This is a genomic window from Rufibacter hautae (genome assembly GCF_008271695.1).
Taxonomy (GTDB): domain Bacteria; phylum Bacteroidota; class Bacteroidia; order Cytophagales; family Hymenobacteraceae; genus Nibribacter; species Nibribacter hautae.
Map to the genome: position 1 here is coordinate 1,768,125 of NZ_VKKY01000002.1, position 25,963 is coordinate 1,794,087.

Here is a 25,963-nt window from a genome sequence, read left to right on the forward strand (position 1 = left end):
GTGGATGTGCGCTGGAGTTGGTATTGGTCATTTTGAACGCTGGGGAGAGATGGTTTCAGGCCTGTTTTCTGAAAACAAGGCCTAAAACGCCTTTCACCGCAGGCGGAGGCGGGTCTCAGGATTCCGGCATTTTATGCGAGAAGCGGAGGATGATGAACTCAGCGGGCCGCACCACGGCCAGCCCGACCTCCACAACCATACGCCCTTCCAGAATGTCCAGCGGGGTCATGGTTTTGCCCAGTCCCACGGCCACGTAGAAGGCGTGTTCGGTGATGGCCCCCTGTAATGCACCCTGCCGCCAGAGGGTGGTAAGGAAGTTCTCAATCATGGCCTGCACGTTCACCCAGGTTCCGGCGTCGTTGGGTTCAAAGACAAACTGCTCGGTGGCTTTCTTGCAGGACTCGGTGACCATGTTGAAGAAGCGGCGCACGTTCACGAATCGCCATTCATTGTTGTTGCCGGCCAGCGTGCGGCCGCCCCACACCAGGGTGCCTTTGCCCGTGAATGCCTTGATCACGTTGATGGACTTCCCGAAGTTCACGTCTACGTTCAGCTCCCCGTGCTTCGTCTCTTCCAGCTTCACGGAGGGTGCTATCACGTTGGCCAGGCTTTCATTGGCGGGGGCTTTCCACACGCCCCGGGCGGCATCTACGCGGGCGTACAAACCGGCAATGGCGCCGGAAGGCGGCAGCAGGGCAGATTGCTCTTCTAGGTACGAGATGACGTTGCCCAGTACCGGAATGCGGCGCAGCAGGTCGGTTTCCATGGCGTCTTCGGTGTTCTGGGCGTCACGGACCATGTTGGTGAGGAGCATGTACAGGCCGTTGAAGATAAAGTCGGCCCGCTTCTCAATGATTTCCCGCATGTTTTGCACAGCATTCTCACGGGCGGGGTCTGTGTTCCCGGAAGCATCTGGGGTGAAGGTGAACCCGGCGGGGTCTGCGTCCAGGGCCAAGGCTGTGTTGATGGCGTTTTTCAGGTCCACAAAGTGCCAGACACGGGCATTCAGGTTGTTCAGGCTGGCAATGCCGGGATCGCCTACAATTTTCTTGTCTTTGGAGAGCACCTCCACCCCCATAAGCTGCTGCAGGTATACTGGCAAGGTAGCAGTGGCTGAGAGGACGCGGGTCTCCAGATTAGTTCTCAGGGTGCCCGTCAGGAGGCCGCTTGCGTCGGTTCTGAGGCTTTCGTCAACGAATTTATCCAGGAGCTGGTAAAGGAAATCCCACACGGCGGTGTAGCTGGTTTTGACGGGCGCAATGTCTGCGTAGCTTCCGGCCAGCGTGGCGATGGCGCCGTAGAAGGCCGCTTTCTTCTCCTGGTACATGTCGTCAAGGGAAAGGGTAGTGCCCAGAAAATCAGCCAGGGCTGTGTTGAACCGCTGGGAACTGGAAACCACCTTCTCAAACTCCGCCAGGTTGTCACGGGTGGTATTATCATTGGTGTCCACAAAATCTGCGTCCCAGTCTATGGGCGCCATCAACTTGGTCACCTTTCCCTTGATATCGCGGTAGCGCACCTGCCGGGCCAGGTTCACGCGGATGTAGGGGTAATAAGCGGCCCCGAACTGCAGGTTGCCCATGCCGATGTTGGTGCGGAAGGCGTCTATGTCTGATTGCCGGAACTTCTCCTCCGCGGGAAGCTCTATCCTGACATCGGCAATCAGGAACCGGTCTTTCAGCTTGTAGCATTGTTCTAAGGCCATTACGTGGAGGCCGCCCAGTTTATCTGCCGGCAGCTTGACACCGTCCGGAAAAAGGAGGAGCGTGGGCTCATCTTCCTTCCGCAATTCACCCAAGGCCCGGTCTACCCCGGCCACAAATTCATTGGGCACAAACGCCTCGGGAAATTTGCCCAGGGAGACCAGGTAGCACTTGCCGCCCCCGTTCCGGAAATACATGCGCAGGCTGTCATACAGGTAATAGGCGCTTTCCACCGTGGCGGTTTTCACGGTGTTGTTCACGTTAAGGTCTATGCCCGACACCTTCAGCGGCGGACTGCCCCCGAACATCTCTTCATATTCCACCAAAGAATCCAGCCGCACGGGGGTGAACGCATAATCTTTCCCCGCCGAGGTGGTGCGCTGGGTATAGCCAATGAAGGCCGGCACCGCGGTGTCTACGGCAGCAATGGAGGGCGGGAACTTGGGGACCTCATCAATGTAAACTCCGGGCACCCGCAGGGTAGAAAGGTTCAACATGGCTTGGTTAGGTTAAGGAAACGTTTTGGGTTCATGCGTTAGGTTTGTCACATCTTGTCTAGGTGGATCTTGTACACTTGGGCGTTTTTCAGGTCGCCGCTGCCGGTAAGCAGGCTGTAGTTGCTGAGGCCGCCCTTTCCCGCAATCTCCAGCCTTCCCCACACCTCCCCTGGCGGGGCAGCAGCGGGAATCTGAAGGCTTTGGCGGCTGACATAGGGAAGCTTATTGTCAGTGGGTTTCCACAAGGTGGTATCTGTAAGGGCGGCTCCCTTGCTTTTGACTAGGGCCCGGTAATGCTTGCTGTCTTTCCGAACCAGGTCGCCAGGCAGGTATTCTTCCTCAGGGTGGTACGTGGGCAAGGGCACGCCCAGGTGGGGGTAGGTTCCGCCCAGCATGCGCGCCCACTGGTTTCCCAGCAAATAGAACCCTCTCTCCCCTGCTGCCTGGCGTTTGCTGGCCAAAGCCGCCTGGCTGCCGGGCTGCGGCGTCTGCCACTTCAGCCAGAAACCCAACACCATTTTTTCCAGGTTGGCCAAGGGTTTCTTGGTCCCGGGCAGCACATCAGTGAGTTGGGTAAGCAGCAGGAAACCGGTTTTGGTAGGTTTCAGGAGAACCTGGTACGCCTGCAGGGCTTTATGGGTGGCCGCGTCTGGTTCCACCGCCAGCCACTCCCGCGTGTCATAGGTTTTCAGCTTTTGGGCCTTGCGCGCCGCAGGCAGGTCCTGGGTACCGTCATACACTTTCCCGCCCTCGTCCAGGAAATAGTGGTGGAGGATTTCTACGGCTACCAATTGCAGGTATTTTCGTCTGCTGCTTTCCATTGCCGGGTTCATAAGGGCGGTTTGAAGCCAATTTTCTCTTCGGTCTCCAGAATGACGGCCCCGCCTTGGGTGACGGCTTCCTGTTTCAGTTCCAGCAGGCGCATCAGGTACAGCACGGAGGGGTACTGCTTGCCGCCCAGGGTTCCCCATAGGTGGTTCAGTTCCTCAAAGGTGGGCGAGTATAGGTCCACAATCAGCTTGAACTCCCGCAGGCGGTCATAATCTATGAAATCGCCGTTCACGGCAATGTTGCTGTTGGTGTGGGTGAAGATGTTCCGGCTTTGGAAAAACCGGATGAGCCGCGACAGGTAGGTCAGGGCTTTCTCGTATTTGTTGGTGGTGGCCGAGAAAAGCACGAACAGGTTCACGAACACCGGCGGATTGAAATACTCGGTTTTAAGGGTGGCGCTGTTGGCAAAAGAGTACGGGCCGTTCTTCAGGCTCTTTTCTTCCCGCAGGTTCACCAGGGTGACCACCACCTTGTCGCGCATTTCGGCGTTGTCTGTGCCGGTGGGGGACTCCATGGTGGCAATGTTCCCCAGCACCACGGTGTCTTCCAAGGCGGGCTGAATGCCCTCAAAGAAGGTATTTAGCTCGGAGGTTACTATTTTCAAGGCGTGTGAAATCACAGTCACCCAATTAAAACTTTGTAAAAGTCAGAATTATTTCCTCAGGCAAGTAAATCTCCCGTGTATTAGGAGATTATGCAGATTCTATTTTTAAAACTTAACTCTTTTTGCAACAGATATATTTCCTTATTACATATATTATATAGAAGATGTCACCCAATACAAAAGAGTAATCACCATCCTATCTGAATGTTATTTAATACTTTACAATACATTGAGTTTTATTTTTTAACATGCTTGTTTCCAAAAGCATTTTGGAAACCAGAGGCGGCATTTTCCTATAGTAGGAAAGGTGGGATCTGAAGATTCTATACAGGCCAATAACTATTTTTACTTTTACCCTGTAAAAGCGTTTTTAAATAGAATTAAATCTTGCCCTGTAAATTTTAACACTAAATTAATATATTTTTACACTTAAACAAGCTATGATTCCATTTTTTTCTTAGAAGGATAATCAAGTTTAGTCAACCAATAACTTCTAAGAAAAGGGTCAGGATATAACTAAGTACCTTCTATTTTAAAATCTTCATAGCTTTCAACCAGACCAATCCTTTTTGTAATTCAACTTGCCCAAGTTCAAGTAAGGCTTAAGGATATTCTTGACTCAGGTAAGTCAAAATTATTATGCCATAAACATCCCATTTTTGATAAGTCATAGAGCACCATCAATTTTTTAGCTAGTTAAGTTAAAACAGGTGATAGGAACCAGATTGAAATATTCACCTACAACTTCGCGAATCAAGGTACTTTCTATAGAATTGTAGATAAAAAAAATTCTTTGTTACTTCCTGAATTTAAAAAAATAGAAAAACAAAGTTGATAGCAAATGTCAACTGTTTCACAAAGATCAGAAGGCGTATTTAAATTAGGCATGTAGCATTGTTTAAAAGGATGAAAGAATGTTATTGAGTTATCATCAATGATATAAAACTGTTTTGAAGGCATGCAACAAACAGATGCTCATATTCATTTGATAAATTGTTAATGCTTTCTAGATCCTACATAAAGAATTTCGACATTAAATCTGCTTGAAGTTACTAGTAACATATATATCATCATTTACTTACATTTTTTTAATTCAGGGAACAATATATTCAACTAACGCAAACTAAACTTCCAAAAGAAAATTTTCATCAAGAGAAATTCTTGCCTATAATATTTGAAGCGGTCAAAATTATATAAACCACACCCATGAAAGAGAGCGGCTTGCAAAGATTCCTGAGTGCTCAGGAAAGAGACTATGAGGTGGCGCTAACTGAAATAAGAAGAGGACGAAAACAAAGCCACTGGATGTGGTATATCTTTCCCCAAATAAAGGGGCTGGGCTTTAGCGAGACGTCCAACTTCTACGGCATCAAAGACCTGCAGGAAGCCGAGGCATATGTAAAGCACACTGTTTTAGGCAGCAGGCTCGTGCAGATCTGTGAGGCACTTCTGAAACTGGAAGAGAACAATGCCCATCGCATCTTCGGAAGCCCAGATGACCTGAAACTCAAATCTTCCATGACCTTGTTCGCCGCTTTACCAGACACAAACCCTGTGTTCAGAGAAGTTTTGCAGAAATTCTTCCACGGCAAGCAAGACGATAAAACGTTACAACTCCTTCGCCCTTAACTTTGCTTGGCAGAAAGAAAGGTGAATGTTGTTCTTACTTAATGATGCTTTAAATCACTATAAATGGATTTTTAGCTTAGTTTTAGAAATATAAAGCAAAAACGGAATGTTAGATACCAATAAGCCCTATGTCATTTGTCACATGTTGGGCTCTGTAGATGGCCGGATCAAACAGGATATCTGGGGATTTAAAGACCATCATAAGTACTTTGAAGAAACCGCCGAAAAAATTGAAGCAGATGCCTGGTTAGTGGGCCGGGTAACCATGCAGGAGTTTTCCAGCAAAGAAACCTATTCCCTGGAGGGGGATAATGATTCTATCCCGAAAGAAGACTTTGTGGCGGAGCAGGAGGCGAAAACCTATGCGGTGGTGATTGACCCATCGGGGAAATGCTTCTGGGATACCAACATGGTCTCTACCGAGCACGTGATTGAGGCCCTGACCGAACAAGTGCCTTCCGGCTACTTGGCCCACCTCAGAAGCAAGAACGTGTCGTACATCTTCGGAGGGAAAGAGGAGTTAGACCTTGACCTGGTGCTCAGAAAACTTTACAGCCTGTTTGGCATGAAGACGGTGCGCATTGATGGCGGCGGTCACGTAAACGGTTCTTTTCTGAAAGCCGGCCTGATAGACGAGTTCAGCCTGGTGCTGGCCCCCGTCGCCGATGGTACCATTGGCTCCCCCACCGTGTTTGAGGCTGAGGAAGGGTATGAAAACCGGAAAGCCACGCAGTTCAAGATCAAGTCCGTAGACCGCATCTATGATGATTTCCTGTGGATCAGGTATTTAGTGGTCAAAGAACAAGAAACCGGGAGATAAAGCTTCATAAACCATTGGTTATTGGTGGTGTTCGCAATATTCCACTTGTTCACTGTGCTCGGGAGGGTCCATTGAGCAAAATTGGTATATTAGAATCATCATGAGAACAGTGATTACATTGGGTATGCTTACCCTTTCCTTCCTACCAGTTTTCTTCCTGTATAGGTACATGAAAAACAGAGGTGTTTTATGGTTAGTCCGTATGCTTACCTCTATCTGTGTTTACCTGATAACAGTGGCGATCGAAGGATTGGTCGTGTTGTGGCTTTATGTAATCTCTGGTGGGCATTAAAGCCTCAATTTCTAACCCATGCTAATATTCATCGCCTTGTTCATCTCCCCTATTATCTTGTTCTTCCTCTATCGTAACCTGAAGATAAGCGGGAGCAATGCGCCTGGTGACAGAAATCTTCTTTTGTTGGTTTTAGTCCTTTCCAGTATCGGATTCCTGTGTTGGGGAATCTGGATATTCCAGATGCTTAAGTGACATGATGGTTTCAGATACTTTCCTTCTATTCTTTCTCACCATTACCTCTGTTGTGTTCCTCGTACTCATGAACCGCTGGATGGTTCGTCAGGGATTTCCCAAGCCAGTCAGGTGGAAGGTGACGGTTATCCTGGCAGTTGTAGCAGCGCTGATGTCATTGGGGCTTATGTGGGTGCTACGACTGTATGTTGAGCATCAGGATATGAAAATGGAAAGGGAAATAGATGCCAAGATCGTGACACTGGCCTCCTTCTGTTCAAGGACGTAGGCATTCCTCTTTTGCCAACTGTTAGTACTTCAGCCGCGCGTCGAACCTACCGTCCTGAACCGCGATGCTGTCATCAGGATCCTTGGTGTTGTACAGAACCCCGCTGAAGGTGCCTGATACCACCTTCTCAATGGTGTCGAGCCTCGTCACTTTCAGGGTGCTGGTGTTGGGCACGGAGTTCCTGTACACCTTCTCCGTCTGGGGACCTACGTAGTCCGAGAACACCATCTTTCCCCCTTTCCCCTCTTCCAATGCGTACGTCCCAGTGGCGGTGATCCCCTCAACCACTATGCCGAAAGCCTGGTCTACGCTGTTGAAGGTGCGGGCAGCTGATACTTCCAATTCGTATCCCCTGGAGGGGCTTCTCGGGTAAAAGGCCGTCACAACGTTGTCTTCGCAGTTGGCATAGGTGAAGGTACACCATCTCCCATGACTCGACCATACCTCCACATCCCTCAATAGGAAGCCAAGGGTTCCCTGCCCCGTCTGGGTGGCGGGGGGAAGCGAGGGAGGCGGCAGTTCATCCTTCCGACAGGAGGTGAGCACAGCGGCCAAGGCGAAGAATCTTAGGGTTGAGGTGAGCTTCATAGTGCTTTTTACAAGAACCGCATACAGGCCTGCTAACGCCACCTGCCTACTAAATTTAAATAATTTCACCATTACTTAGACTTGATCAGCCCTTCCCAGGGAAGGTGCTAGGGTCGGCAACCATGGTCACCTCAAGGGTATCTGCGTATGCGCCGAGCTGGTGATAGTCCCACTTACTCCTGTTGTAACTCCCGTCGGGGGATTTTGCCTCCAAGCCGAAAGCGTTCATCTCGTTCGCCACCCCGCGCAGGTAGAATACCGTATCGTTGTGGTTGCCATGCACCCACACCACAGGGGAAGGGGAAAACCCCACGTTTGCCGTGGCCCAGACCTTCAGGGGCGGGTAAGGGTTGTTGATCACCTTGAGTCGGACCCTGAGCACGCTTATCTTGTGCAGGTCAAAATCGTAGGTGCCGTTACTTCCCTTCACCTCGGTTTCCCCTGGGTGATCCTTGGCATAGGCATAGGTCGGTTTATCGGAAAAACTCAGCCACCCGCAGGTCACATACGTCTGGTTGAGGTTTTTCCGCTCAAAGCCCAGTTCGTAGTGGCCGCTGGCATCCGTACGCGTGGAATCAAGGATATTCTGGTACATCCAAGGCATGGACACGCCCCCGTGGTCGAAGACGTAGACGAGCTGGTTGGCTACGGGCTGCTGGCGGTTGCTGTCATAAACCCTTCCCTTTACGGTCACGTGCCCGTAGTCCTCCTCCTCTTCCATGCATCCAGTCAGGAGCTGAGCAGCAAAAAGCAAGAGAAAAGAGAGGTAGGTCTTCATGTACAATGTCATATGATTCTTTGCCTTTAGCCTTCTACTACTTTACGTCAAATCGTCCTTTCCGCACATCCACGGACTCTGCGTTTCTGCCCACCTAAGGCGCCTCGAACCAGAAGGTGCCAGAGACAATCCTGCTCACCGTGTCCAGCTTGGTGACGTGGACCTCCCCTTGGCTGGTGGATGTGGTCAGGTAGTATCGCGGGTTGCCCCTCTCGGTGCCGTCATAGAAAGTGGCGAAGGAGCCTAGGGTATTAGAGCCTTTGAAGGTCCGTTCTTTAAGGGGGTAGCGGCCCGTGGCTGTAAGCCTTTGCACTTGCACCTCCAGCAGGGACTCCTCCGCTCCGATTGGCTGCTCGCCCCTGACGGAGAAGTAATCCTGGTTGTGGTTCACCTCCAGCCCACCACCTCCTTCGATGCACCCCCAGCAGGCACGGCTCCGCCACGGTTCCCCGTTCACCTCGGCGGCCATGGTATCGGCCCCATGCTGAGTGGCCTTGGGTAGTTTCTCTGCATCGCTGAATAGTTCGCAGTCAGTTGCCCAGAACAGCAAAGAAAGGAGCAAAAGGGAGGTTCTTCGCATAAAATGGGCTGTAGTTAAGTGAGGCAATGGCAGACGGTGAAGACTAAGGAACCAAGTATCTACACTTTTTTATATACAACTTAAACGAAAGAAGGTACAAACTTCCTATTCAGCATACAACATTGTCAGATTTCTACTCATATTATACCATTTTATTCTTCTTTAACCTGTTTTGCAACTGAAATCACTCTTCATGGCCAAAAGAAAGGTATGTACTAGAGGAGCCGTTATTGTTGCAAGGAGACACGTCGTTACAGGGTAACGACGTTACATTTTTACCTCGGCTACATTATCCCTCAGGTTCCAGTCAATCAGAAGATGATTTGGGTCTATGCCTGCTTGGGCCGGCTTGTTTGGCACAGTTACCGTAATGGTCTGCTGGTTAGAATGAATTAAGTGCTTCTGCAGGTAAAGAGGTTTGCCTAGCTCCTCCCCCGCTTTCGCTGGAGCGTAAATTCCTACTTCCATCCAATCCTTTAGAGGAACTTCCTTTTCCAACCCGGCTTCGCTGACCGCGGTTTTGCGAGCCTGCACGTTAAGGGTCACCTGCCAGGTGCCCGCTTTGGTCTGCTTCACGGTAGTTTGGTTTGCCTTAAGATCCCAAAAGGTGTTGGCCTTGAAGAGAACGTGGAGCAGGTACTGGAGCGAGTCTGGGGTGGCCGTTTGCAGTTCCTGGTAAAGGTCAAGGGAAGTGGCGAACGGAACCTTGCCTGGAGGGTGCTTTTGGAGCAAGCGACGGAGGGCCCCGTTTACCTGGTCTTTACCGATGTACTGGCTCAGCGCATGCAGCGCCATGGGGCCTTTGCGATAACTTTGGTACCAGTCATCGGCGTGCAGGAGCGGCAAGGCAGCTTTGGTCTGCGGGTTCTCGTACTCCTCCATCAGAAAGTTTAACAACTTCTTCTTGTGCGCTGGTCCGTAGGCTGACTCCAGAACGCCCATGGCAGAGTACCAGGCAAGGCTTTCGGAAATCAGGCCTGCTCCTTCTACATAGGCTTGTTTGAGCTGGTTTCCCCACCATTGGTGCGCTACCTCGTGCGCTACCACGGCCGTTACTAGGTCAAAACCCCGCTCATCCGCCTCCGGATCTAGAAGGAAAAATCCTTCCTCCGCCGTAATGTTGATGGGCGCAGCGTGGTTCCCGAAACTGTACCCAGGATGTGCCACAAAGCGGAGTTGACGGTGCGGGTAGGGCCCAAACTGCTTTGTGTAATAGTCCAGTGAGGCAACTGCGCTCTTGACCATCTGCTTAGAGTTCTTTGTATGCCCCGGCGGGTAGAAAATCTGGATGGAGACCTCCTGCCCCAGGCCATCCGATGAGTTACGCCATTTTCCCTCTTGCAGTGCGTAGTTTGCCGAGTAAAAAGCATATTCATTCCGGATGGGTGCTTCTGTGACGTAATGGAAGTAGCGGCGGTCGTCTTTGGTCCAGGTCCGGCGCAAGGTGCCCGGCGCCACCACCTGTTGGTTGGCTTCGGTACCCACTATGGCTTCAAAACTGATGCGCTCAGGAAAGGTGGCATACCGTCGGGCGGCCACATCGTAGAGCGAGGCAGTGGCGGGGCGGGGTGCCAGGCCATACATTTTCCGGGCGGCAGCCTCATCTAGTTCCCTGTAGGGCTGGTACCCGATGACCGGAAGCCACTCCATATTCCGGAAGTGGGTGCCATTTTCCCGCACCTGCGCATCGGCTCCGTTGTTGGTAAAGCCTTGGGGGTTATAGGTTACCTGAAATCGGAGGCGCAGCGAATCGCCAGGGGGAAGAGGCTTAACCAGGGCGTACAGGCGGAAGCCAAGCTTTTCATCCAGGAGCACCTCCCTGGTGGGCCGGTCAAAGTGAACCGATGTCGTTTCCACGCCTGCCCCGGGCGCCAGATGCACCGAATCAATAGGCTCTTGGCTCTTATTCACCAACAGGTAAGTGCCCGCTATCTCCACCATCCGCTGGGACGGGTACATTTCTACCTGCAGGTTTACACCGGTGAGCAAAGGTTGGGGCACGTTCTGGTATTGTTTATAACGCTGCTCGTAGGCTGCCCGTTGCGCCGCTAAGGCCGAGGAGTTGAGGTAGTCATGCCGCACGTTGGTGTTATAGAAGATATAGCCGCCCAACAGGAGAATCCCTCCCACTGCTAGCGCCGTGGTCAACGCGGTAGTGCGGGTAAACCGGCGACGCGCTAACTGAAGACGCGCCTTTACACTTTGTTCCTGACCACGGACCCAAAGGAGCCTCGCTGCCACACCAAACAGCAGCGCCCACGCCACCCAATAGGCTTTAAACCACAGCCACGGCACCACCGATGGGCCAAAACCACCCATGCTGGTATACGACCATTTAGGACTAGACCCGAACACCAGAAGCTTGTGCTCCAGCCCCAAGCTAGGGGCATACATCAGGAGACCAAAAACAAGAAGCATCACCAAATGACCTATGTATTTCTGATTGATCACCACGTGCACCACCAACGCCAGCAAGGCAAAGAGCAGGCATTCTACCAACTGGAACCCAAAGAGCACTTTCAGGTACAGCCCTACCTCCACCTCGGCTCCGCCGATTCCGATTTGGGCCATAATTCCGGAAAATAGCATAAAAACGAGGCCGGCCACCAGCATGAGACTCAACGATAAATATTTGCTTAGGAATAGAACCCATTCGGGCACAGGTGCCGCATTAGAAAGCTGGTGGAGGCCACTTTCCCGTTCGCGCCAGACCAGTTCGCCAGCGTAGAAAATAACGAGTAGGAAAATGATTATCCAGAACTTTCCGGGCTCGGTGAAGGGAGCAGCCAAGATCGTTAACACCTGGTCGGTCCTGGGTAGCAGGGGAACTCCCTTGGTCTTTAAATTCCCAGGCATCGCGAAGCCTATCACCAACGCAATGAGCCCCAACAGTAGTAGCCCAGACTTGCTTTTTGCCAATGCCCAGAAAGAGTTGAACGTGAGAAGCTTTAACTGGTGCAGGTGGGTTGTGGAGTTGAAGATTCCCCTCCCCTGCGGCAATGATTCGGCTTTTTCCCAGGTCAGCCACGACAGTACAGCCTTTGTGTAAGTGGGCTGAAGTGCCTGCTTCCGTTTCTGGCCTGTTTCGGGTAAAATGAACTGAAAACGGAAATAGGTGAACGCCAGCATGCCCATAGCCAAGCATAACCAAAGGATACGGTTTGCTAAAAATGCTCCCTCCAGTTTCAGAAGGCGCGTATTCGTTTCCAAGGGGCTCCATTCAAGGCTTAAATGGCTCAGCACCGGCGTAAAACCCATGGGGTCCACGAGCGTTCCCCAATCTATAGGGCCCTTTATCACGCCCAACCCCTGCCCCACCCCGTAGGCCGCTACAAAAAGGAGGATACCGCCCAGGTAGCTGGCCATGGCTTTGCGGGTAATCGCCGCCATAGAGAACTGGATAGCCGTGGTAATAAACGCGTTGGGTAACACCAGAAAGAAGTAGGAACTGAGGTAGGCCGATAGCCGGAACGGACCCAAAATCTCGGCCTCTATGCCCGTGAAATAGATGGTCAGGAAGATACTCGCCGGAATAGACAGCAGCACGAGTACGTTGAGCAGAAAGGCTGCCAGGAATCGTCCGCCCAGGTAGTCCCTTTTGCTGGCGGGCGAGGTGTAGGTAAGGGAGAACATGCGTGTCTGCACATCCCTGGCAGCCGCATCGCCCGCTACCGCCCCGCTCATCAACAGCCAGAAAACACAGCATAACACAGTGACGGCTGCAATAACAATGGGCGCATTGAGCAGGACATACCCCTCTCGCGCATCAGAAGCAAAGTTAGCCGTCAGGAAGAGGTACGCCAGCACGAACACCACCGCAAAGTACCCCCATGTAGACACCTGCCGGAGTTGGTAGGTAAACTCCAGGTGAAAAATCTTCCGGAACTTCATGGCTGTACCTCCTCCACTTCTTGAGCCAATGCGTGTTGCCCCTGCACCCCGGTCATGGCGCTGAAGTACACATCTTCCAGGTCTGGCGTTACCGGTTCAAAACCGCTGCCGGGGTCAACCGGACTATACACGTGTACCAGGGTGCGCCCACCAAGGGACTTGGCAGAAATGACCTGGTGCTCCTGCGCTACGGCAGTCAGCTTGTTTTTCTCAATGAGCGTACGCCATACTTTCCCTCTCAGGGCAGCCACCGCTTCCTGCGTTTGCGCCTCTAGTAGAATCTTTCCTTTGTCTATGATGGCCAGGTTGGTGCACAGTGCAGATACATCTTCCACGATGTGCGTGGAGAGAATCACCACGCTGCTCTCGCCCAACTCGCTCAGAAGGTTCAAAAACCGGATGCGCTCGGCGGGGTCCAGTCCAGCTGTGGGTTCGTCCACAATCAAGAGTTTGGGATTGCCCAATAGCGCGACCGCTACCCCGAAACGTTGCCGCATGCCGCCCGAGTAGCCGCCTAGTTTCTGTTTGCGATTTTCCCAGAGGTTGGTTTGTTTCAGGAGGCCCTCGGTCACCTCCTTGCGGGAAGCCCGATTAGTGAAGCCTTTGAGTACCGCAAAGTAATCCAGCAACTCCTCGGCAGTGGCTTTCGGATACACCCCAAAATCCTGCGGCAAATAGCCGAGGCTCTGGCGCACTTCCTCCTTTTGGTTCACCACATCCAACTCTCCTAAAAATATCTGCCCCTGGTCCGGCTCCTGCAGCGTGGCCAAGGTGCGCATGAGCGTAGATTTGCCTGCCCCGTTAGGTCCCAGCAAGCCGTACATGCCGGGCGGAATGGTCAGCGAAATGTTACTCAATGCTTGAACGCCGTTGGCATAGGTTTTAGATACGTTCCTAATCAGCAGGCTCTCGGTCTGGTTTTCCATATTTTTCATGCTTTTGCAGTGGAATATTGCTCTTTCTGTTTTTCGGCTTGATTTTGAGAAAACAGCCTTAAAACAGACGCTCCGTTTTTCTAGAAAATCGGCTGTGATCAATTCACCCTCCATGTCGCCCTGGAAGGAACTTGGTTGCGGACGGTAGTAATGCTACCTAAATGTCATTCTAGTTCGCCCACAAGATCCTTTTAGGATGACAAAAGGGGATGTGTACTTTGTATTACCTTCCATCTTAATTAAGGAAAGAGATGGAATGACAATCCTTTCCCACTCCTTTCTTGGGTAAAAGAACCGTCTTCCTAACAAAGCACAAAAACTGATATGCAGGCGCTAGAAAGCAATCGACGAAGGGCGGCTTTTCACCCGTGAGTGCACTGGCAGGTTGGGGCTTGCTTTTCGTAGATGGAGAAAAGGAACTGGTCGAGTAGAGGTGCAGGGGCTGCGGGGAAAAGGTATCTTTGTTCTATGCAGAGAGTCAAAAAAATCTTCAGGCTGGTACATCTCTTCGTCTGGCTTCTTTTCACCTCTTTGGTGAGCCTGCAATTGCGGACGGATGACCCATCGATTTGGCTTCCCTTGACTACAGGGTTTATCCTGACGTGCTTGTATGTTTTTTACAGCCACTTCTATCTCCTTACCCTGCACTCAGGTCAGAAAAGGAATAGGGAATATTTTCAAAAGCTGGCAGCAATTTTCTTCACCGGCCCTCTCCCATTCGTGATTTTACATCCTAAAACTTCTGGTACATGGGACCTGTTCTTGGGATATTATCCCGTATCGCTGTTGACCATGGTTCCCATCTTTCTCTTTCTCAGTTGGCTGGCCCGGGTCACCGAGACGCTGGTACTGAATACCATCAGAAAAGAGCAGTTGGAGAAACAGGCGGCGGAAACCGAACTGCACTACCTGAAATCACAGATAAACCCCCACTTTTTGTTCAACACCCTCAACAACATCCACACGCTAGTCTACAAACAAGCCCCCACGGCCCCTGAAGCCGTTTTGCGCCTGGCCTCCCTCATGCGTTATATGATTTATGAATCCAACGCGCCCACGGTGCCGCTTACCCGGGAGATCAACTACCTGCAGGATTATATTGGATTGCAGCAGCTTCGGTACAAGAACTCGCCGGTAGTTGATTTGGCCATAGATGGTACGCCAGAAACCTGTGAGATTGCCCCCCTGCTGCTAATTCACCTTCTGGAAAACGCGTACAAACACAGTCCCGCCCGTCTGGAGCCCGGTGCGATAAAGGTGCGGGTGGAAATAAAAGCCGATTCGCTTACCTTTCAGATTCAGAACCCAAATGGTACTCACCAGAAGAAAATGGAGGTGGAGGAACCCGGTGGTATTGGATTGACTAATGTCCAGAAGAGACTGCAATTGCAATACCCTGAGCAGCACCGCTTGGAGATACACAACACCGGGGAAACGTTTGGGGTAAACCTGGAAATTAACGGTACGCACGCGCACGTCCATGAAAGAGAAACTCAGCTGCTACATCATTGATGACGAGCCTTTGGCTCAGGAGATTCTGGAAGAATACGTAGCCAAAGTCCCTTTTCTGGAGCTGAAAGGAACGTTCATGAGCCCTTTGGAAGCGGCGGAAAACCTGAAAAAAGACAAACCCGACCTGCTCTTCCTGGACATCAACATGCCGGACCTAGATGGGCTCAGCTTCATCCCCTTGCTGAACCCCAAGCCCATGATCATCCTGACTACGGCCTACGACCAATATGCGCTCAAAGCCTTTGAGTTGGAGGTGAAGGACTATTTATTAAAGCCTTTCTCTTTTGAACGCTTCTACAAAGGAGTGCTACGGCTGTACCAGGAGCATAACGCTAATCAGGTACCTGCTAAGAAAGAAGTAACCGGCGAGCCTAAAAGCGAACAAGAGTACCTTTTCCTGAAGGTGGGCCACCGCATTCAGAAAGTCGCTACAAAGGACATCCTTTTCATAGAAGGCATGAAGGACTACCTTCGGGTGCACACTGCGCAGGAAAAGATCATGACCTTAACCAGCTTCGCCAGATTGGAAGAACTGCTGCCGCCTCAGAATTTCGCGCGCGTGCACCGGTCGTTTATGGTGGCGATTGACAAGATTGCCCATATTGAAAAAAACAGGATCAGCATTGCGGACCAGATCATCCCCATCAGTGATACCTACGCCGATGCTTTTTATAAAATGCTGAAGGGCATTTAAGGAAAAAATCTTTTCCTTAAATGCCCTTCAGCATTTTTTCTGACTGGCAAACTTGAATCTGGTGAAATTACTTCTTGCTGAAACGGGCTACCCAACCTCCCCCTTTGGCCAAGTTGGCCGAAATGGAGGAGTGCCTGTTAACCTCTAGTTTCTCCATTTTAAAATCCTCGGCATTGCGGTTGGCGTTTACCCCGTCTTTCCACACCGTCATGGTGTAGTCTCCCTCTCCTAAAAACGATACATCCACCTGCAGCTCTCGTTCCGACCAATCGGTCATGCCGCCTACGTACCAGTCCCCGTTTTTGGCTTTTCGGGCGAGTAAGACATAATCCCCTACTTTGGCCTGCAAGGGAATGGTTTGTTCCCATTCAGTAGGGACTTTACTCAGGAACTCCATGGCTTCGGGTTGTCTGTTGTAGTGGGTAGGATTGTCGGCGAGCATCTGAAGCGGGCTCTCGTAAATGACATACATGGCCAATTGGTGTACCCGTGTTCCCATGCTCATAGGTTTTGACCAAACGGGTTTCCACATGTCTTTCTGGGCGTTCAGCATGGCACCAGGGGTGTAATCCATGGGCCCGGCGACCATCCGGATGAAGGGAATGGTCACATTATGCTCGGGGTTAACAATATCGCTCCCCTTGTTTTGCTCCAGGCCAAGCACCCCTTCGTAGGAAAGCACATTGGGGTAGGTGCGGTAAAGTCCTGTGGGCTTGTAGGTGCCATGAAAATCCACCAGCATTTTTCTTTTGGCCGCCGCCTCTGAAACCCTGATGTAATACTTGACCATCTCCTGGTCGTCGCGCTGCATAAAATCAACCTTGATTCCCTTAATTCCCCATTTGGCGAACTGATCCAACGTAGGCTCCAGTTTAGGGCCGTCTAGCGCGAGCCAATTGGCCCAAAGCACCAGGTTCACGTTCTTTTGTTGCGCGTAAGTAACCAGTTCCTCTATGTTGATGCCCGGCATCTGCTTCATCAAGTCCCTTGTGTCGCTCCAGCCCTCATCCAAAATCACGTATTCCAACCCATACTTGGAAGCGAAATCAATGTAGTACTTGTAGGTTTCGGTATTGACGCCGGCTTTGAAATCTACCCCCGTGATGTTGTTGTCGTTCCACCAGTCCCACTGAACTTTGCCGGGCTTTACCCAACTGAAATCCCCTTGGGCAGGGCTGGAGAGTTGGTACACCAATTGGTTTACCAGCAACTCCGCATCATTACGGGCCACCATGATCACGCGCCAGGGAAGCGTTTGCGGAGAGGGAAACTGGGCAATGAATTTTTCCCGCTCTGCCACCCGCACATTCCGGTCTCCTTCCACTTTGGTTTCCTTGGGGTGATACGGAAACACTCCCTTTACTCCGCCTGTCCCATTCCCCCGAAGCCACATGCCCGCATAATTGAGAAGGTCAGCCTCGGTGAGTAATACCTTCTTTCCTTGGACACTGAAAAGGGCCGGCAAGCTCGCCAGACTTTTGCTGCTGATGCTGTCCAGGGACAGTTGATGGTACGCCCGCTCGTTGTGGGAGAAGAATTCATCCTCTAAGGGGTACCAGGCGTTTTCGGCTTGGTTTAAGCGAAACGAGGCAATTTCACCCATCACTTTAGAAGGGCCTTTCTGGTTGATGCTCCAGCGCCAGGCAACGCCATTGTTGTAGGCCCGCCACTCCAGCCTCAGATTGTTTGAAAAAGCCAGGCTCAGTACATTGAAATGATCCTGAATGTCTTTGCCTTTTTGCCACACCACTGGGTGCAGCACCTGGTTCACCGACCGCTTGGAGGTCTTTGTTACTTTGGAATTTTTCCCCAGCCCAAAATCTGTTTCCAGGTGAATGACTGAAGGAATGACCAGGTGTTTACCATCGGCAAGTACTTCATAGGAAACGCTATCTGAGACGATGAGCCTGACCTCCGTTTTTTTGTCTGGGGAGAACAAGCTATACCGCTGGGCCTGCACTGTTACCGCCAAGCACAGAAACAGAATTGTAGAAATACCTTGTTTTACCATCTAGGAATGCGCTGTAGATTATTAGAGGATATCACTTGAGAGTTTTATGCCCGATTTATGGAAAACAACCCTAAAACGCCTTCTCATAATGGGCAGGGTTTTGGCATTTTGAGGCTCAAAATCAATTGCCTGTGACAATGCCTAATTCGCCTCCATTCCGGAATAAGTCATGGGAGACGAAATACCCTTTCTGGGCTTTGTCATTCACCAGGATGGATTTCAAGGCACGGTCTTTCCCCTGTTTCTTGATCTGAACCTGCTTTCCGTTCGGCAGTTTCCAGGTTACTTCATCAAAGATGGGGACCGTGACCAGGTACTCATCATCAGCGGGAGAGAACGGGTACAGGCCCAGGGCATTGAAGACGTACCAGGATGACATCTCGCCGGAGTCGTCCATGCCGCAGAGCGCCAATCCGTCCTCTCCAATGCCGTAGAGGTCGTTCATGATGCGATCAATCATCTGCTGTGATTTTTCGGGTTTATTGATAAAGTAGTAGGAAAACGGCGCCTCGTGGTCGGGTTGGTTTCCGTGGCAGTACTGCCCAATCATGCTCTCTACGTTTCTGGCGATGTGGTTGGGATTCCAGGGCAAGGTGAACAGGGAATCCAGTTTTGCTTCAAAAGGTTTCGGGCCGCCGTACAGGCCAATCAGTCCTTTCATGTCGTGCAAAGCGAAGAAGGAGACTTGCCAGGCATTCGCCTCGCGGTACATGTACTCGTAGTACGGATACTGCGGATTGAAATTTTTGATCCAGTCACCGTTGGCCAATCGGCCCCGCATGAACCTGGTTTTGGTATCGAACATGTTCCGGTAATTCTGGGACCGTTTCATGAGCACCCGGTAATTCACCGTATCGCCCAAGGCCTTGGCCAACTGAGCCAGGGAATAATCATCATAAGCATACTCCAGGGTTTTGGAAACGCCGGCTTTGGCCTTGGTCTCCACGTGGGGGTTCGCCACATCGGGGTCAGAGATAAAGCCTTTCTGGATGTACTCGGTAATGTAAGGCCGCGCGCCGCCCTCCACGTTGGCGTTTCGCAAGAGCAGGTTATAGGTGGCTTTCACATCAAAACCGTCTAACCCTCGGGCGAAAGATCCGGCGATAAAAGGAGCGGCATGGTCGCCGTGGAAAAAGGTGGGAATGAAGCCGGTTTTATCACCCACGTCTTTGAGCGACTTGATCACATCTACCGTGACTTCAGGAGAAACAAGGCCCAGTAAAATGAGGTTATTTCGGTAGGTGTCCCAAAGGGAAGGCTCGGTGTAATAGTTGAAATCGGCTTTCGCTCTGTTTCCTTTTGCGTCTGTATACTCTTTATTGGTATCGCTGCGTAAGGCTGGCCAGAGAAAAGACCGGTACAAGGACGTGTAGAATAATCCCTTTTGTTTGTCTGTGCCTCCTTTTACCTGGATTTTTGAGAGCAGGTTCTCCCAGGTAGCATCGGCCTCATTCCGGATGGTAGCGAACGATTTGTTTCCTATTTCATTTTCCAGATTCTGCTTCGCGTTTTCCACGCTCACAAATGAAAGCCCGATGCGCATGTCAACGGTAGCATTGCCCCCATCCTTCAGGTGCAGAATAGCCAGACCCTTCCTTGTGTCCTCACCTCTTTTATCCAGGCTGCTTAGCTCCGTGCTGAGGGTGGCGTAGAAGTAGATCTTTTCCCCTACATCCTGGTGCCCCTGCACGGCATTAGTTCCTACTTGCTGGATGCTCCACTTTCTGACGCGGTTGTTCGCTTTGGCCAGGTCAAATACAATGCTGCGGTCCTTGCTGGAGGGATACGTGTATTGGTGAAAGCCGCTTCTGAGCGTAGACGTGAGGTCTACTTGGATTTGGTAGTCTTTTAGAAAAACCCCGTAAAAACCCGGAGCGGCCTTTTCCTGGTCATGGGAGTACCTGGAGTAAAACGCATCTTTGCCCTGGGTGCTTCCGGTGACGGGCAGCACGGGGATGTTGCAGAGGTTCCAATGGCCTTTGTTGGTGTGCGTGAAGGCATGAATGAGGGTGTCTTCATACTCATAGCCCGCCCCGGAGCCATACTCGGTGATAGGGCTAAGCTGAACCATGGCATTGGGGAGGGAACTGCCCGGGTACACCAATCCGGCCCAAACGCGCCAGCCCTCAGGAGGGGTATAGCCTATGATTTTCGGGTCCAGCAAAGGGGCTGTACCTATAAAGGTGTTCACGTACTGGGTGTAACCCTTATTGGTTGACTCAGTCTTAACAATTTCTTCAGTAGTTGGCTTTATCGTTTTAGCACAAGAACTTAAAAGAATTGTCGCCAACAAGAACAAAGTAGTTTTGAAGGTATTCATTTAGGGGAAAGGTTAACTGGTGATGGGCTTTCACAAAAAACTGGTTCAGCTAGAAGTAAAGAGCATGGAACACAGCTCAAGGATAAGCCTAATTCAATTGAAGGGATTCAAAGGCGCAGGAGGAAATGCAGCGCAATACACTCTGGTGCAGAAAGGCAAGGAGAAAGGTCTCCCATCAGAAGGAAAAAGGTTTGGAAAGCAGGAAGTTGGGGGCCCCTCCTGCAATCCTCCCCTGGTAAAACCCGGCTTTAGGCCAGGAGCTTGGGCGATTCCTGGTAGGTTTTCCAGAGCAACTCCCCGAACAAGGTGTTGGCCCAGGCAAACCAGGAACGGCTGAACTTTTTGGGATCGTCTTTGTGGAAACTCTCGTGCATAAAACCAGTGCCTCCGTGCGTGTTCTTCAGCATGTTGATACACGTCTTGATTTCCTCCTGGCTGGTGCTGGTGAGGCCTCTCATGATAATCGCCATCGGCCAGATCATGTCTTTGCCCACGTGGGGTCCTCCTACTCCCTCCCCGGCTTTTCCTTTGTAGAAAAACGGGTTGCTGGCAGATAACACGAATTTGCGGGTATTTTGATAAATGGGGTCCGAAACGCTGATTGCTCCTAGGTACGGCAAAGACAAAAGACTGGGCACGTTGGCATCGTCCATCAGGTAGTGGTTGCCAAACCCGTCTACTTCAAACGCATAGAGTTTGCCGTGTTTGGGATGGTCAATGATGGCATGGTCCTTCAAGGCAGCTTCCACTTCTTTTGCCAAAGCAGTCATGTCATTAGCGGTCTTCTGATCCTTGGCGATTTTGTCCATCATTTCGGCGGCCTGCCGCAAACTCACGACGGCAAAAAAGTTGGACGGCACCAAGAAGGAGTAAACCGAGGCGTCATCACTGGGCCTGAAAGAGGAACAGATCAGCCCCACCGGGTTTACCGGATTACCGTACCCAGCCATGGAAAGCGTATCAGTAGCGAACTGGGTGGTGCGCTGGAACTTGTAAGGCCCTAGGTCTTGCTTGCGCTGCTGCTCTTTAAAGGTCTTGAGCGTAGTTTTCACCGCTTGTTGCCACTCCGTACCGAAAGGCTTGGTGTCATTGGTGGTTTTCCAGTAGTGGTAGGCTAACCTGATGGGGTAACAGAGCGAATCTATTTCCCACTTACGCTCATGCACGCCAGGTTGCATGTCGGTGTGGTCGGTCTTCCACTCCCCTACTTTGGTGTCATCGCCGTAGAACGCATTGGCATAGGGGTCTTTCAGAATACAACGGGTTTGGCGGTTGATGACGCCGGCAATCAGTTGCTTTAACTTCTCATCTTTGTTCGCAAACTGCAGATAAGGCCACACTTGCGCCGAGCTGTCACGCAACCACATGGCATCAATATCACCGGTGATGACATAGGTATCCGGTTTGCCACCATCCATTTTGTGCGTTACCGTGGTGTCTAAGGTACTGGGGAAACAGTTCTGAAACAGCCAGCTTAACTCTTTGTCCTTGACGTTCTTCGCAAATTCTGAAATGGCCTGGTCCACGGACTTACTCTGGAAATTCCGCTTTGCCGCAGAAACCCGAACTACCGGGAATTCTGCCGAGGCGAAGAGAAACTGGGGGTTGAAAAGCACGCCGGCTCCCACCAAAGCCGAACTCTGCATAAAGGTTCTTCTATTCATTTGGGTTGTACGCTAATGAAAATTCTGAATGTAAAATCTGGAAAACGGATGCTGTTCCTTTGACTCTTGAGCTGCTCTTGAACTTTGCGTTGCCAACTCAGCCCTTTTTAGTCAAGGAGGTTCAATTCATCCAATCTCGCCATGGCCTCCAGGAGCATGAGCCCAGAAAGCTGGGTAGAGAAATCAGTGGATTCACCAGGCATGTTTTTCCAATCAGGACTAATGGTCAGCGCCGGCCTCCGGATGCCTTTGGCATAAAGCGTTTCGGCATTGTATTTCAGAAAGTTGATATATTTCGCTTTTTCTACCTGCGGCACATTAGGCTGCTCAATCAATCGGGCCAAGTAGCGCACCAAGATTCCTTTGAAAAGACCACCGTCTCCCTGGTTTTCGCTTCTCAACAACCCGCCAGGGGCCAGCTCGGTGCTGTTGATGGTGGAGTTGGCGGTGCGTACGGCATCCGTTAGGTAGGCTTGGTCACCGGTTGCTTTGAACAGCTCCTCGGCAGCGCCTATGAACACGCCCTGGTTGTAGGTAAAGATCCAGTTCTTGTCTACCTGGCCATTCCCGGTTCTGTTGATTCCGTCCCAAACAATTCCGGTAGACGGGTCCACCAAGGTCGACTTCAGCCAAGTGTAAAGGGTTTTGGCTAAATCAAGGTCCTCCTGCTTCTTTTGCAGTTGGTACAGCCTTGAAGCTAAAATGATGGCGGGGGCATTGGCGGGGGTGTTCTTGTAATCCAGTTGGGTTTTCTTCCAGGCAATACCGCCGCCCTGGTTCGCATTCAAGCCGGTTTTGATGTCTTGCCACAGCAAGGTGGTTGCTTCCAGAAAAGCGGGATCTTTGGTGGCATCGTAGGCCCGAAGGCTGGAAAGGGCAAGCCACTCCATGTCATCGTAGAACTCGTTGGGCAGGGCGCCGTTGTTTTTGTCTTTGATGCCGTTCAGCAGGGATTTCATGCGCTGTACATAGACCGCTTCCTCCGTGCGTTGGTAAGCATCTACCAGTGCATCCAGGGCGTGGGCATTCCACCAGTAGTTGAAATTGGTGTTGCCGGTATTGTTCTGAATGAAATACTTCCCATCAGTGGAGAGGAAGGTACTGTAGGTTTTATCCTGCAGCGAATCTGCGGTTGCCGCCCAGTTGTACACCACCACTTCTGAGTCACGGTCATACAGCGGGAAGGGCTCCTCTTCACAGGAACTGAAAACTCCTAACACGGCTATCAAGCCAATGCACAGGAGGCGTTGAAAATGTATTGTTTTCATAAAAAGAGGCTTAAAACGTGAGGAACCTCCCCAACCCTTTTCCTGATCACAGAACCAGAGTTGGGGAAGAACCAAGATTTATTTCACAGTGACAGAATGGGTGTACTGATCTGCCGTCGCACTGAAATCCACTTTGATGTCAGCGGTCTTGCGGTCAGCGTTCTCATTGAATTTGAAGGCGTAATCATACTGGGAACTGTTCACCGGGAACATATACCAGTAAGAAAGGGCGGTATTGCTGTTAGGCCGACTGTTGTCACTGTTCTGGCTGCCATACCACTCCATAGATTCTTCTCCGGCCGCGTTCAATACCGTAAACCTGAATTTGTAGCGCTCATCGCGTCCCCAGCCTTCCTGCTTGAACTCTACCGGAGCGTTCTTGATTTCCCAGGTGCCTTTACCAGCATACGGCAGGTCATACCAGATCTTGTTATCCGCGGAGAACCATAAGCCCAAAGACTTGATTTCAGTGAACTCAGCAGAGGCGTTATTCAGGTTCAACCTGATCCGGTACACTTTGGTATCGCCGGTAACCGTGGTGGTGCCGCCTTCTACCATTCTGCCGTTGTTGATGGAGTACGTGATGGGGGTTCCGGTATTTCCCGAAGCGAAATTGTAGGTACCGGCTTTCAACGAGGTATAAATTTCAAACACCCCAGATTGCGTCTGTTTGAAAGGAAGGGCTTCACTAAGGGTTTCGCCGCCTTCAGAGGCAGAACCCGTGATGTACAAGGCAGAAGGAATCTCCGCGAAACCAGCAGGACGTTCCAGCTCCAGCATATGCGACACGCTGGATTTCTTCACATTTATCCCTTTTGAGGAGAAAACGGTCCATTTGATTTTCCCTTTGCTTTGAGAGGCAATGCCGGCCATCTTCGCGATTTGGTTCAGGCTGGCGTAGCTCATGGTGAGCATATTGCCAATTCCGTTCCCATCAGACTTGATACTGTAGATAGGATCAGAAAAGTCCCCCGACTCTTTGTCGAAAACCACTTCATAGAAGACGATGCCGTTGTCTTCTGCCTTTGCCTGGCCCCATTCAAAAACAGCGCTGCCAGAGGCGGGCTCCAGTTTTATGGAGGTGTTGTTTTCTGGCGTGAACAGATTGGTAACCTCGGTTACCTGGGTATGGTCAAGTTCTTTATCATCTTCACAGCTTGTTAAAAACAACAACGCTGCCGCCCAAGAAAGGAAATGAAGGAAAATTGAATTTTTCATATGTGGATGGATAGAGGGTTAAAAAGGAGAAAAATTTACCAGTTAGGGTTTTGAGTTAAATTGGGGTTAAGCGCCCTTTCATCTCTGGGAATTGGCCACAGGTAGTGCTTGCTTTCATCAAAGCTTCTTTGATTAACCCTGATGTAGCCATTGTCCACCGAAGGAGAGCCAAACTGCGCTCCATGTGCCCAACCATTCAACACTTGGCCCCCGATTCTCCATCTGCGGATATCGAATATGCGGAGTCCTTCAAAAGCCAGCTCTATGCGGCGCTCGTTCCGGATGATGGTTCTCAGTTCATCCTGGGCTACCGCTGGGTAGTTCAAGGCGGCGGGATCGGTGAAGCCAGCGCGGGCCCGGAGGGCTCTGATGGTCTGGTTCCAAACGGTTTCATTCATTTGCCCCAGCTCATTCTTGGCTTCGGCATACATGAGCAACACATCCGCGTACCGGATCATTATGAGGTTCAGCCCAGACAGGAAGTTCACCGACGAGGTAGGATCATAATACTTTCGGAAGTAATATCCGGTAGGAGAACTCACCCCGCCTGGTTTGTACTCATCCACGGCCGAGGCATCTGGATCAGACCCTGGTTTGGTATAGATAGTCTCGGTGGTGCCGTTTGGCCTCTTCCATTCATAGCCGTTGTACACAATGGTAGAAGCGAAGCGCGGGTCACGGTTGTCATACGGATCTGTTTCGTCATACTCTGACCCGGTTTCCTGTATCCTTTTTCCGTTCTGGGTCAGGTAGCTGTCCACCAATTCTTGGGTGGGCGCAAGGGCATTCAAGCGGGCACCAACGGCCAATGGAGCGATGTCAAAGAAATGGTTGTGAGCTCTTACCTCGGGTACAAACTGGATATCTAAGATGACTTCACTGTTGTTCTCGTTCTGGGGCAGGAATACACCCTCGTAAGAAGAGAATAAGCTGTAAGTACCACTGCTGTTGTTGAGCAATGATTCACAGGTGGTGACCACATCCTGCCACCGGCCTTCATACAACAAAGCCCTGGCTTTTAAAGCGATGGCGGCCCCTTTGGTGATCCTGCCCCTGTCTGCCGCGGCATAGGCGGTATTAACGGGTAAGGCCTCTGCAACCTGGGTTAATTCATTCAACACAAATTCCAGCACTTGGGCCCGGGGAGTTCTGGGGATTGTCTTGGCTTCCTCCACGGAGATATCGCGGTCGAAGAAGGGCACGTCTCCATACCAGGTCATCAGTTGGAAGTAATGGAAAGCCCTGATGAAGCGAGCCTCTGCTTTCATTCTTTCTTTCAAGGTGGCATCCATGTTCTCCACCCGGTCTACATTCTCTAAAAAGATATGGCAGGTCTTGATTCCCGAATAATGGAAATTCCATTCTTCCCGTATTCTGCCCAGGGAGGCGTCATAGGTTCCAGCGGCCAAAGAAGCCACTCCGTTTTGGTCTCCTCTCCCGTTGTAGGCATTGTCTGACATGCCTTCATTAAAGAAGAAATAGTCACTGCGGTACATCTGGGAATAGGCAGAGTTCAGGACACTGTTGGCCTTTTCAGTCGTAGTCCAGTAGTTGGCATCCGTGAACCGATCTTCCGGCACCAGATCTAAGTCGTTGCAAGCTGTGAAAGAGATGGTCACAACCCCTAGTAGGCAAAAGATGAATTTGGAAAATTTATGCATGTGG

18 protein-coding genes are annotated in these 25,963 nt (G+C 51.0%); 4 read left to right on the plus strand and 14 right to left on the minus strand.

Going from position 1 to position 25,963, the window contains the following annotated elements; all coding sequences use genetic code 11:
• Window positions 1–115 precede the first annotated feature (115 nt).
• The 3 genes from FOA19_RS16210 to FOA19_RS16220 are packed head-to-tail and all read right to left on the minus strand — an operon-like array spanning window position 116 to window position 3,635.
• On the minus strand, window positions 116–2,200 hold the full coding sequence (locus FOA19_RS16210) for a phage tail sheath C-terminal domain-containing protein (protein WP_223808932.1): 2,085 nt from the start codon (window positions 2,198–2,200) through the stop codon (window positions 116–118).
• Window positions 2,201–2,247: 47 nt separating this feature from the next.
• A complete protein-coding gene (locus FOA19_RS16215) occupies window positions 2,248–3,033 on the minus strand; it encodes a hypothetical protein (RefSeq protein ID WP_190300432.1) in 786 nt (261 codons plus the stop codon).
• The gene (locus FOA19_RS16220; RefSeq protein WP_223808933.1) at window positions 3,030–3,635 is read right to left on the minus strand and encodes a DUF4255 domain-containing protein; all 606 of its coding nucleotides are present in this window, start codon (window positions 3,633–3,635) and stop codon (window positions 3,030–3,032) included. The genes FOA19_RS16215 and FOA19_RS16220 overlap by 4 nt, the downstream gene beginning before the upstream one ends.
• Window positions 3,636–4,841: 1,206 nt before the next feature.
• Between FOA19_RS16220 and FOA19_RS16225 the strand changes: the two genes are divergently transcribed.
• Together FOA19_RS16225 and FOA19_RS16230 are read left to right on the plus strand one after the other, a co-directional pair.
• On the plus strand, window positions 4,842–5,264 hold the full coding sequence (locus FOA19_RS16225; RefSeq protein WP_149091817.1) for a DUF1810 domain-containing protein: 423 nt from the start codon (window positions 4,842–4,844) through the stop codon (window positions 5,262–5,264).
• A 106-nt stretch (window positions 5,265–5,370) separates the two neighbouring features.
• Window positions 5,371–6,084 (plus strand): RibD family protein, encoded by a 714-nt coding sequence (locus FOA19_RS16230; RefSeq protein ID WP_149091818.1) that lies wholly within the window; start codon window positions 5,371–5,373, stop codon window positions 6,082–6,084.
• Between the two features lie 776 nt (window positions 6,085–6,860).
• On the opposite strand, the gene FOA19_RS16240 is transcribed toward FOA19_RS16230, so the two are convergent.
• The 5 genes from FOA19_RS16240 to FOA19_RS16260 all read right to left on the minus strand — a co-directional run bounded on the left by FOA19_RS16240 (window position 6,861) and on the right by FOA19_RS16260 (window position 13,602).
• Entirely contained in the window at window positions 6,861–7,427 is a 567-nt protein-coding gene (locus tag FOA19_RS16240; RefSeq protein WP_149091820.1) for a DUF5025 domain-containing protein, read from the minus strand.
• A gap of 85 nt (window positions 7,428–7,512) precedes the next feature.
• Entirely contained in the window at window positions 7,513–8,217 is a 705-nt protein-coding gene (locus FOA19_RS16245) for a hypothetical protein (protein WP_149091821.1), read from the minus strand.
• 82 nt (window positions 8,218–8,299) lie between these two features.
• Window positions 8,300–8,785, minus strand: a complete 486-nt coding sequence (locus FOA19_RS16250) for a DUF6252 family protein (protein WP_149091822.1) — start codon at window positions 8,783–8,785, stop codon at window positions 8,300–8,302.
• A 267-nt stretch (window positions 8,786–9,052) separates the two neighbouring features.
• Window positions 9,053–12,676 (minus strand): ABC transporter permease/M1 family aminopeptidase, encoded by a 3,624-nt coding sequence (locus FOA19_RS16255; RefSeq protein WP_149091823.1) that lies wholly within the window; start codon window positions 12,674–12,676, stop codon window positions 9,053–9,055.
• Window positions 12,673–13,602 (minus strand): ABC transporter ATP-binding protein, encoded by a 930-nt coding sequence (locus tag FOA19_RS16260; protein ID WP_149091980.1) that lies wholly within the window; start codon window positions 13,600–13,602, stop codon window positions 12,673–12,675. Before FOA19_RS16260 ends, FOA19_RS16255 begins: the two co-directional genes overlap by 4 nt.
• Before the next feature lie 801 nt (window positions 13,603–14,403).
• On the opposite strand from FOA19_RS16260, the gene FOA19_RS16265 reads away from it, so the two are divergent.
• Together FOA19_RS16265 and FOA19_RS16270 are read left to right on the plus strand one after the other, a co-directional pair.
• The gene (locus FOA19_RS16265; RefSeq protein ID WP_223808934.1) at window positions 14,404–15,123 is read left to right on the plus strand and encodes a sensor histidine kinase; all 720 of its coding nucleotides are present in this window, start codon (window positions 14,404–14,406) and stop codon (window positions 15,121–15,123) included.
• Window positions 15,092–15,817 (plus strand): LytR/AlgR family response regulator transcription factor, encoded by a 726-nt coding sequence (locus tag FOA19_RS16270; protein ID WP_149091825.1) that lies wholly within the window; start codon window positions 15,092–15,094, stop codon window positions 15,815–15,817. Before FOA19_RS16265 ends, FOA19_RS16270 begins: the two co-directional genes overlap by 32 nt.
• Before the next feature lie 67 nt (window positions 15,818–15,884).
• Here FOA19_RS16270 and FOA19_RS16275 read toward each other — a convergent pair whose 3' ends face one another.
• The 6 genes from FOA19_RS16275 to FOA19_RS16300 all read right to left on the minus strand — a co-directional run bounded on the left by FOA19_RS16275 (window position 15,885) and on the right by FOA19_RS16300 (window position 25,959).
• Window positions 15,885–17,789, minus strand: a complete 1,905-nt coding sequence (locus FOA19_RS16275) for a glycoside hydrolase family 97 protein (RefSeq protein WP_223808935.1) — start codon at window positions 17,787–17,789, stop codon at window positions 15,885–15,887.
• Window positions 17,790–17,949: 160 nt separating this feature from the next.
• Window positions 17,950–20,148, minus strand: a complete 2,199-nt coding sequence (locus FOA19_RS16280) for a GH92 family glycosyl hydrolase (RefSeq protein WP_149091827.1) — start codon at window positions 20,146–20,148, stop codon at window positions 17,950–17,952.
• 248 nt (window positions 20,149–20,396) lie between these two features.
• Window positions 20,397–21,812 (minus strand): glycoside hydrolase family 125 protein, encoded by a 1,416-nt coding sequence (locus tag FOA19_RS16285; RefSeq protein WP_149091828.1) that lies wholly within the window; start codon window positions 21,810–21,812, stop codon window positions 20,397–20,399.
• Window positions 21,813–21,919: 107 nt separating this feature from the next.
• A complete protein-coding gene (locus FOA19_RS16290) occupies window positions 21,920–23,080 on the minus strand; it encodes a glycoside hydrolase family 76 protein (protein WP_149091829.1) in 1,161 nt (386 codons plus the stop codon).
• Window positions 23,081–23,158: 78 nt separating this feature from the next.
• The gene (locus FOA19_RS16295) at window positions 23,159–24,298 is read right to left on the minus strand and encodes a SusE domain-containing protein (protein ID WP_149091830.1); all 1,140 of its coding nucleotides are present in this window, start codon (window positions 24,296–24,298) and stop codon (window positions 23,159–23,161) included.
• Between the two features lie 35 nt (window positions 24,299–24,333).
• On the minus strand, window positions 24,334–25,959 hold the full coding sequence (locus tag FOA19_RS16300; protein WP_149091831.1) for a RagB/SusD family nutrient uptake outer membrane protein: 1,626 nt from the start codon (window positions 25,957–25,959) through the stop codon (window positions 24,334–24,336).
• Window positions 25,960–25,963 lie beyond the last annotated feature (4 nt).

Bases quoted from the DNA above. Each gene is read 5' to 3' on its own strand.
- FOA19_RS16295 (WP_149091830.1), bottom strand. From the start codon at position 24,298: ATGAAAAATTCAATTTTCCTTCATTTCCTTTCTTGGGCGGCAGCGTTG.
- FOA19_RS16250 (WP_149091822.1), bottom strand. From the start codon at position 8,785: ATGCGAAGAACCTCCCTTTTGCTCCTTTCTTTGCTGTTCTGGGCAACT.
- FOA19_RS16225 (WP_149091817.1), top strand. From the start codon at position 4,842: ATGAAAGAGAGCGGCTTGCAAAGATTCCTGAGTGCTCAGGAAAGAGAC.
- FOA19_RS16215 (WP_190300432.1), bottom strand. From the start codon at position 3,033: ATGAACCCGGCAATGGAAAGCAGCAGACGAAAATACCTGCAATTGGTA.
- FOA19_RS16265 (WP_223808934.1), top strand. From the start codon at position 14,404: ATGGTTCCCATCTTTCTCTTTCTCAGTTGGCTGGCCCGGGTCACCGAG.
- FOA19_RS16230 (WP_149091818.1), top strand. From the start codon at position 5,371: ATGTTAGATACCAATAAGCCCTATGTCATTTGTCACATGTTGGGCTCT.
- FOA19_RS16210 (WP_223808932.1), bottom strand. From the start codon at position 2,200: ATGTTGAACCTTTCTACCCTGCGGGTGCCCGGAGTTTACATTGATGAG.
- FOA19_RS16255 (WP_149091823.1), bottom strand. From the start codon at position 12,676: ATGAAGTTCCGGAAGATTTTTCACCTGGAGTTTACCTACCAACTCCGG.
- FOA19_RS16300 (WP_149091831.1), bottom strand. From the start codon at position 25,959: ATGCATAAATTTTCCAAATTCATCTTTTGCCTACTAGGGGTTGTGACC.
- FOA19_RS16260 (WP_149091980.1), bottom strand. From the start codon at position 13,602: ATGGAAAACCAGACCGAGAGCCTGCTGATTAGGAACGTATCTAAAACC.
- FOA19_RS16280 (WP_149091827.1), bottom strand. From the start codon at position 20,148: ATGAATACCTTCAAAACTACTTTGTTCTTGTTGGCGACAATTCTTTTA.
- FOA19_RS16240 (WP_149091820.1), bottom strand. From the start codon at position 7,427: ATGAAGCTCACCTCAACCCTAAGATTCTTCGCCTTGGCCGCTGTGCTC.
- FOA19_RS16285 (WP_149091828.1), bottom strand. From the start codon at position 21,812: ATGAATAGAAGAACCTTTATGCAGAGTTCGGCTTTGGTGGGAGCCGGC.
- FOA19_RS16245 (WP_149091821.1), bottom strand. From the start codon at position 8,217: ATGACATTGTACATGAAGACCTACCTCTCTTTTCTCTTGCTTTTTGCT.
- FOA19_RS16290 (WP_149091829.1), bottom strand. From the start codon at position 23,080: ATGAAAACAATACATTTTCAACGCCTCCTGTGCATTGGCTTGATAGCC.
- FOA19_RS16270 (WP_149091825.1), top strand. From the start codon at position 15,092: ATGAAAGAGAAACTCAGCTGCTACATCATTGATGACGAGCCTTTGGCT.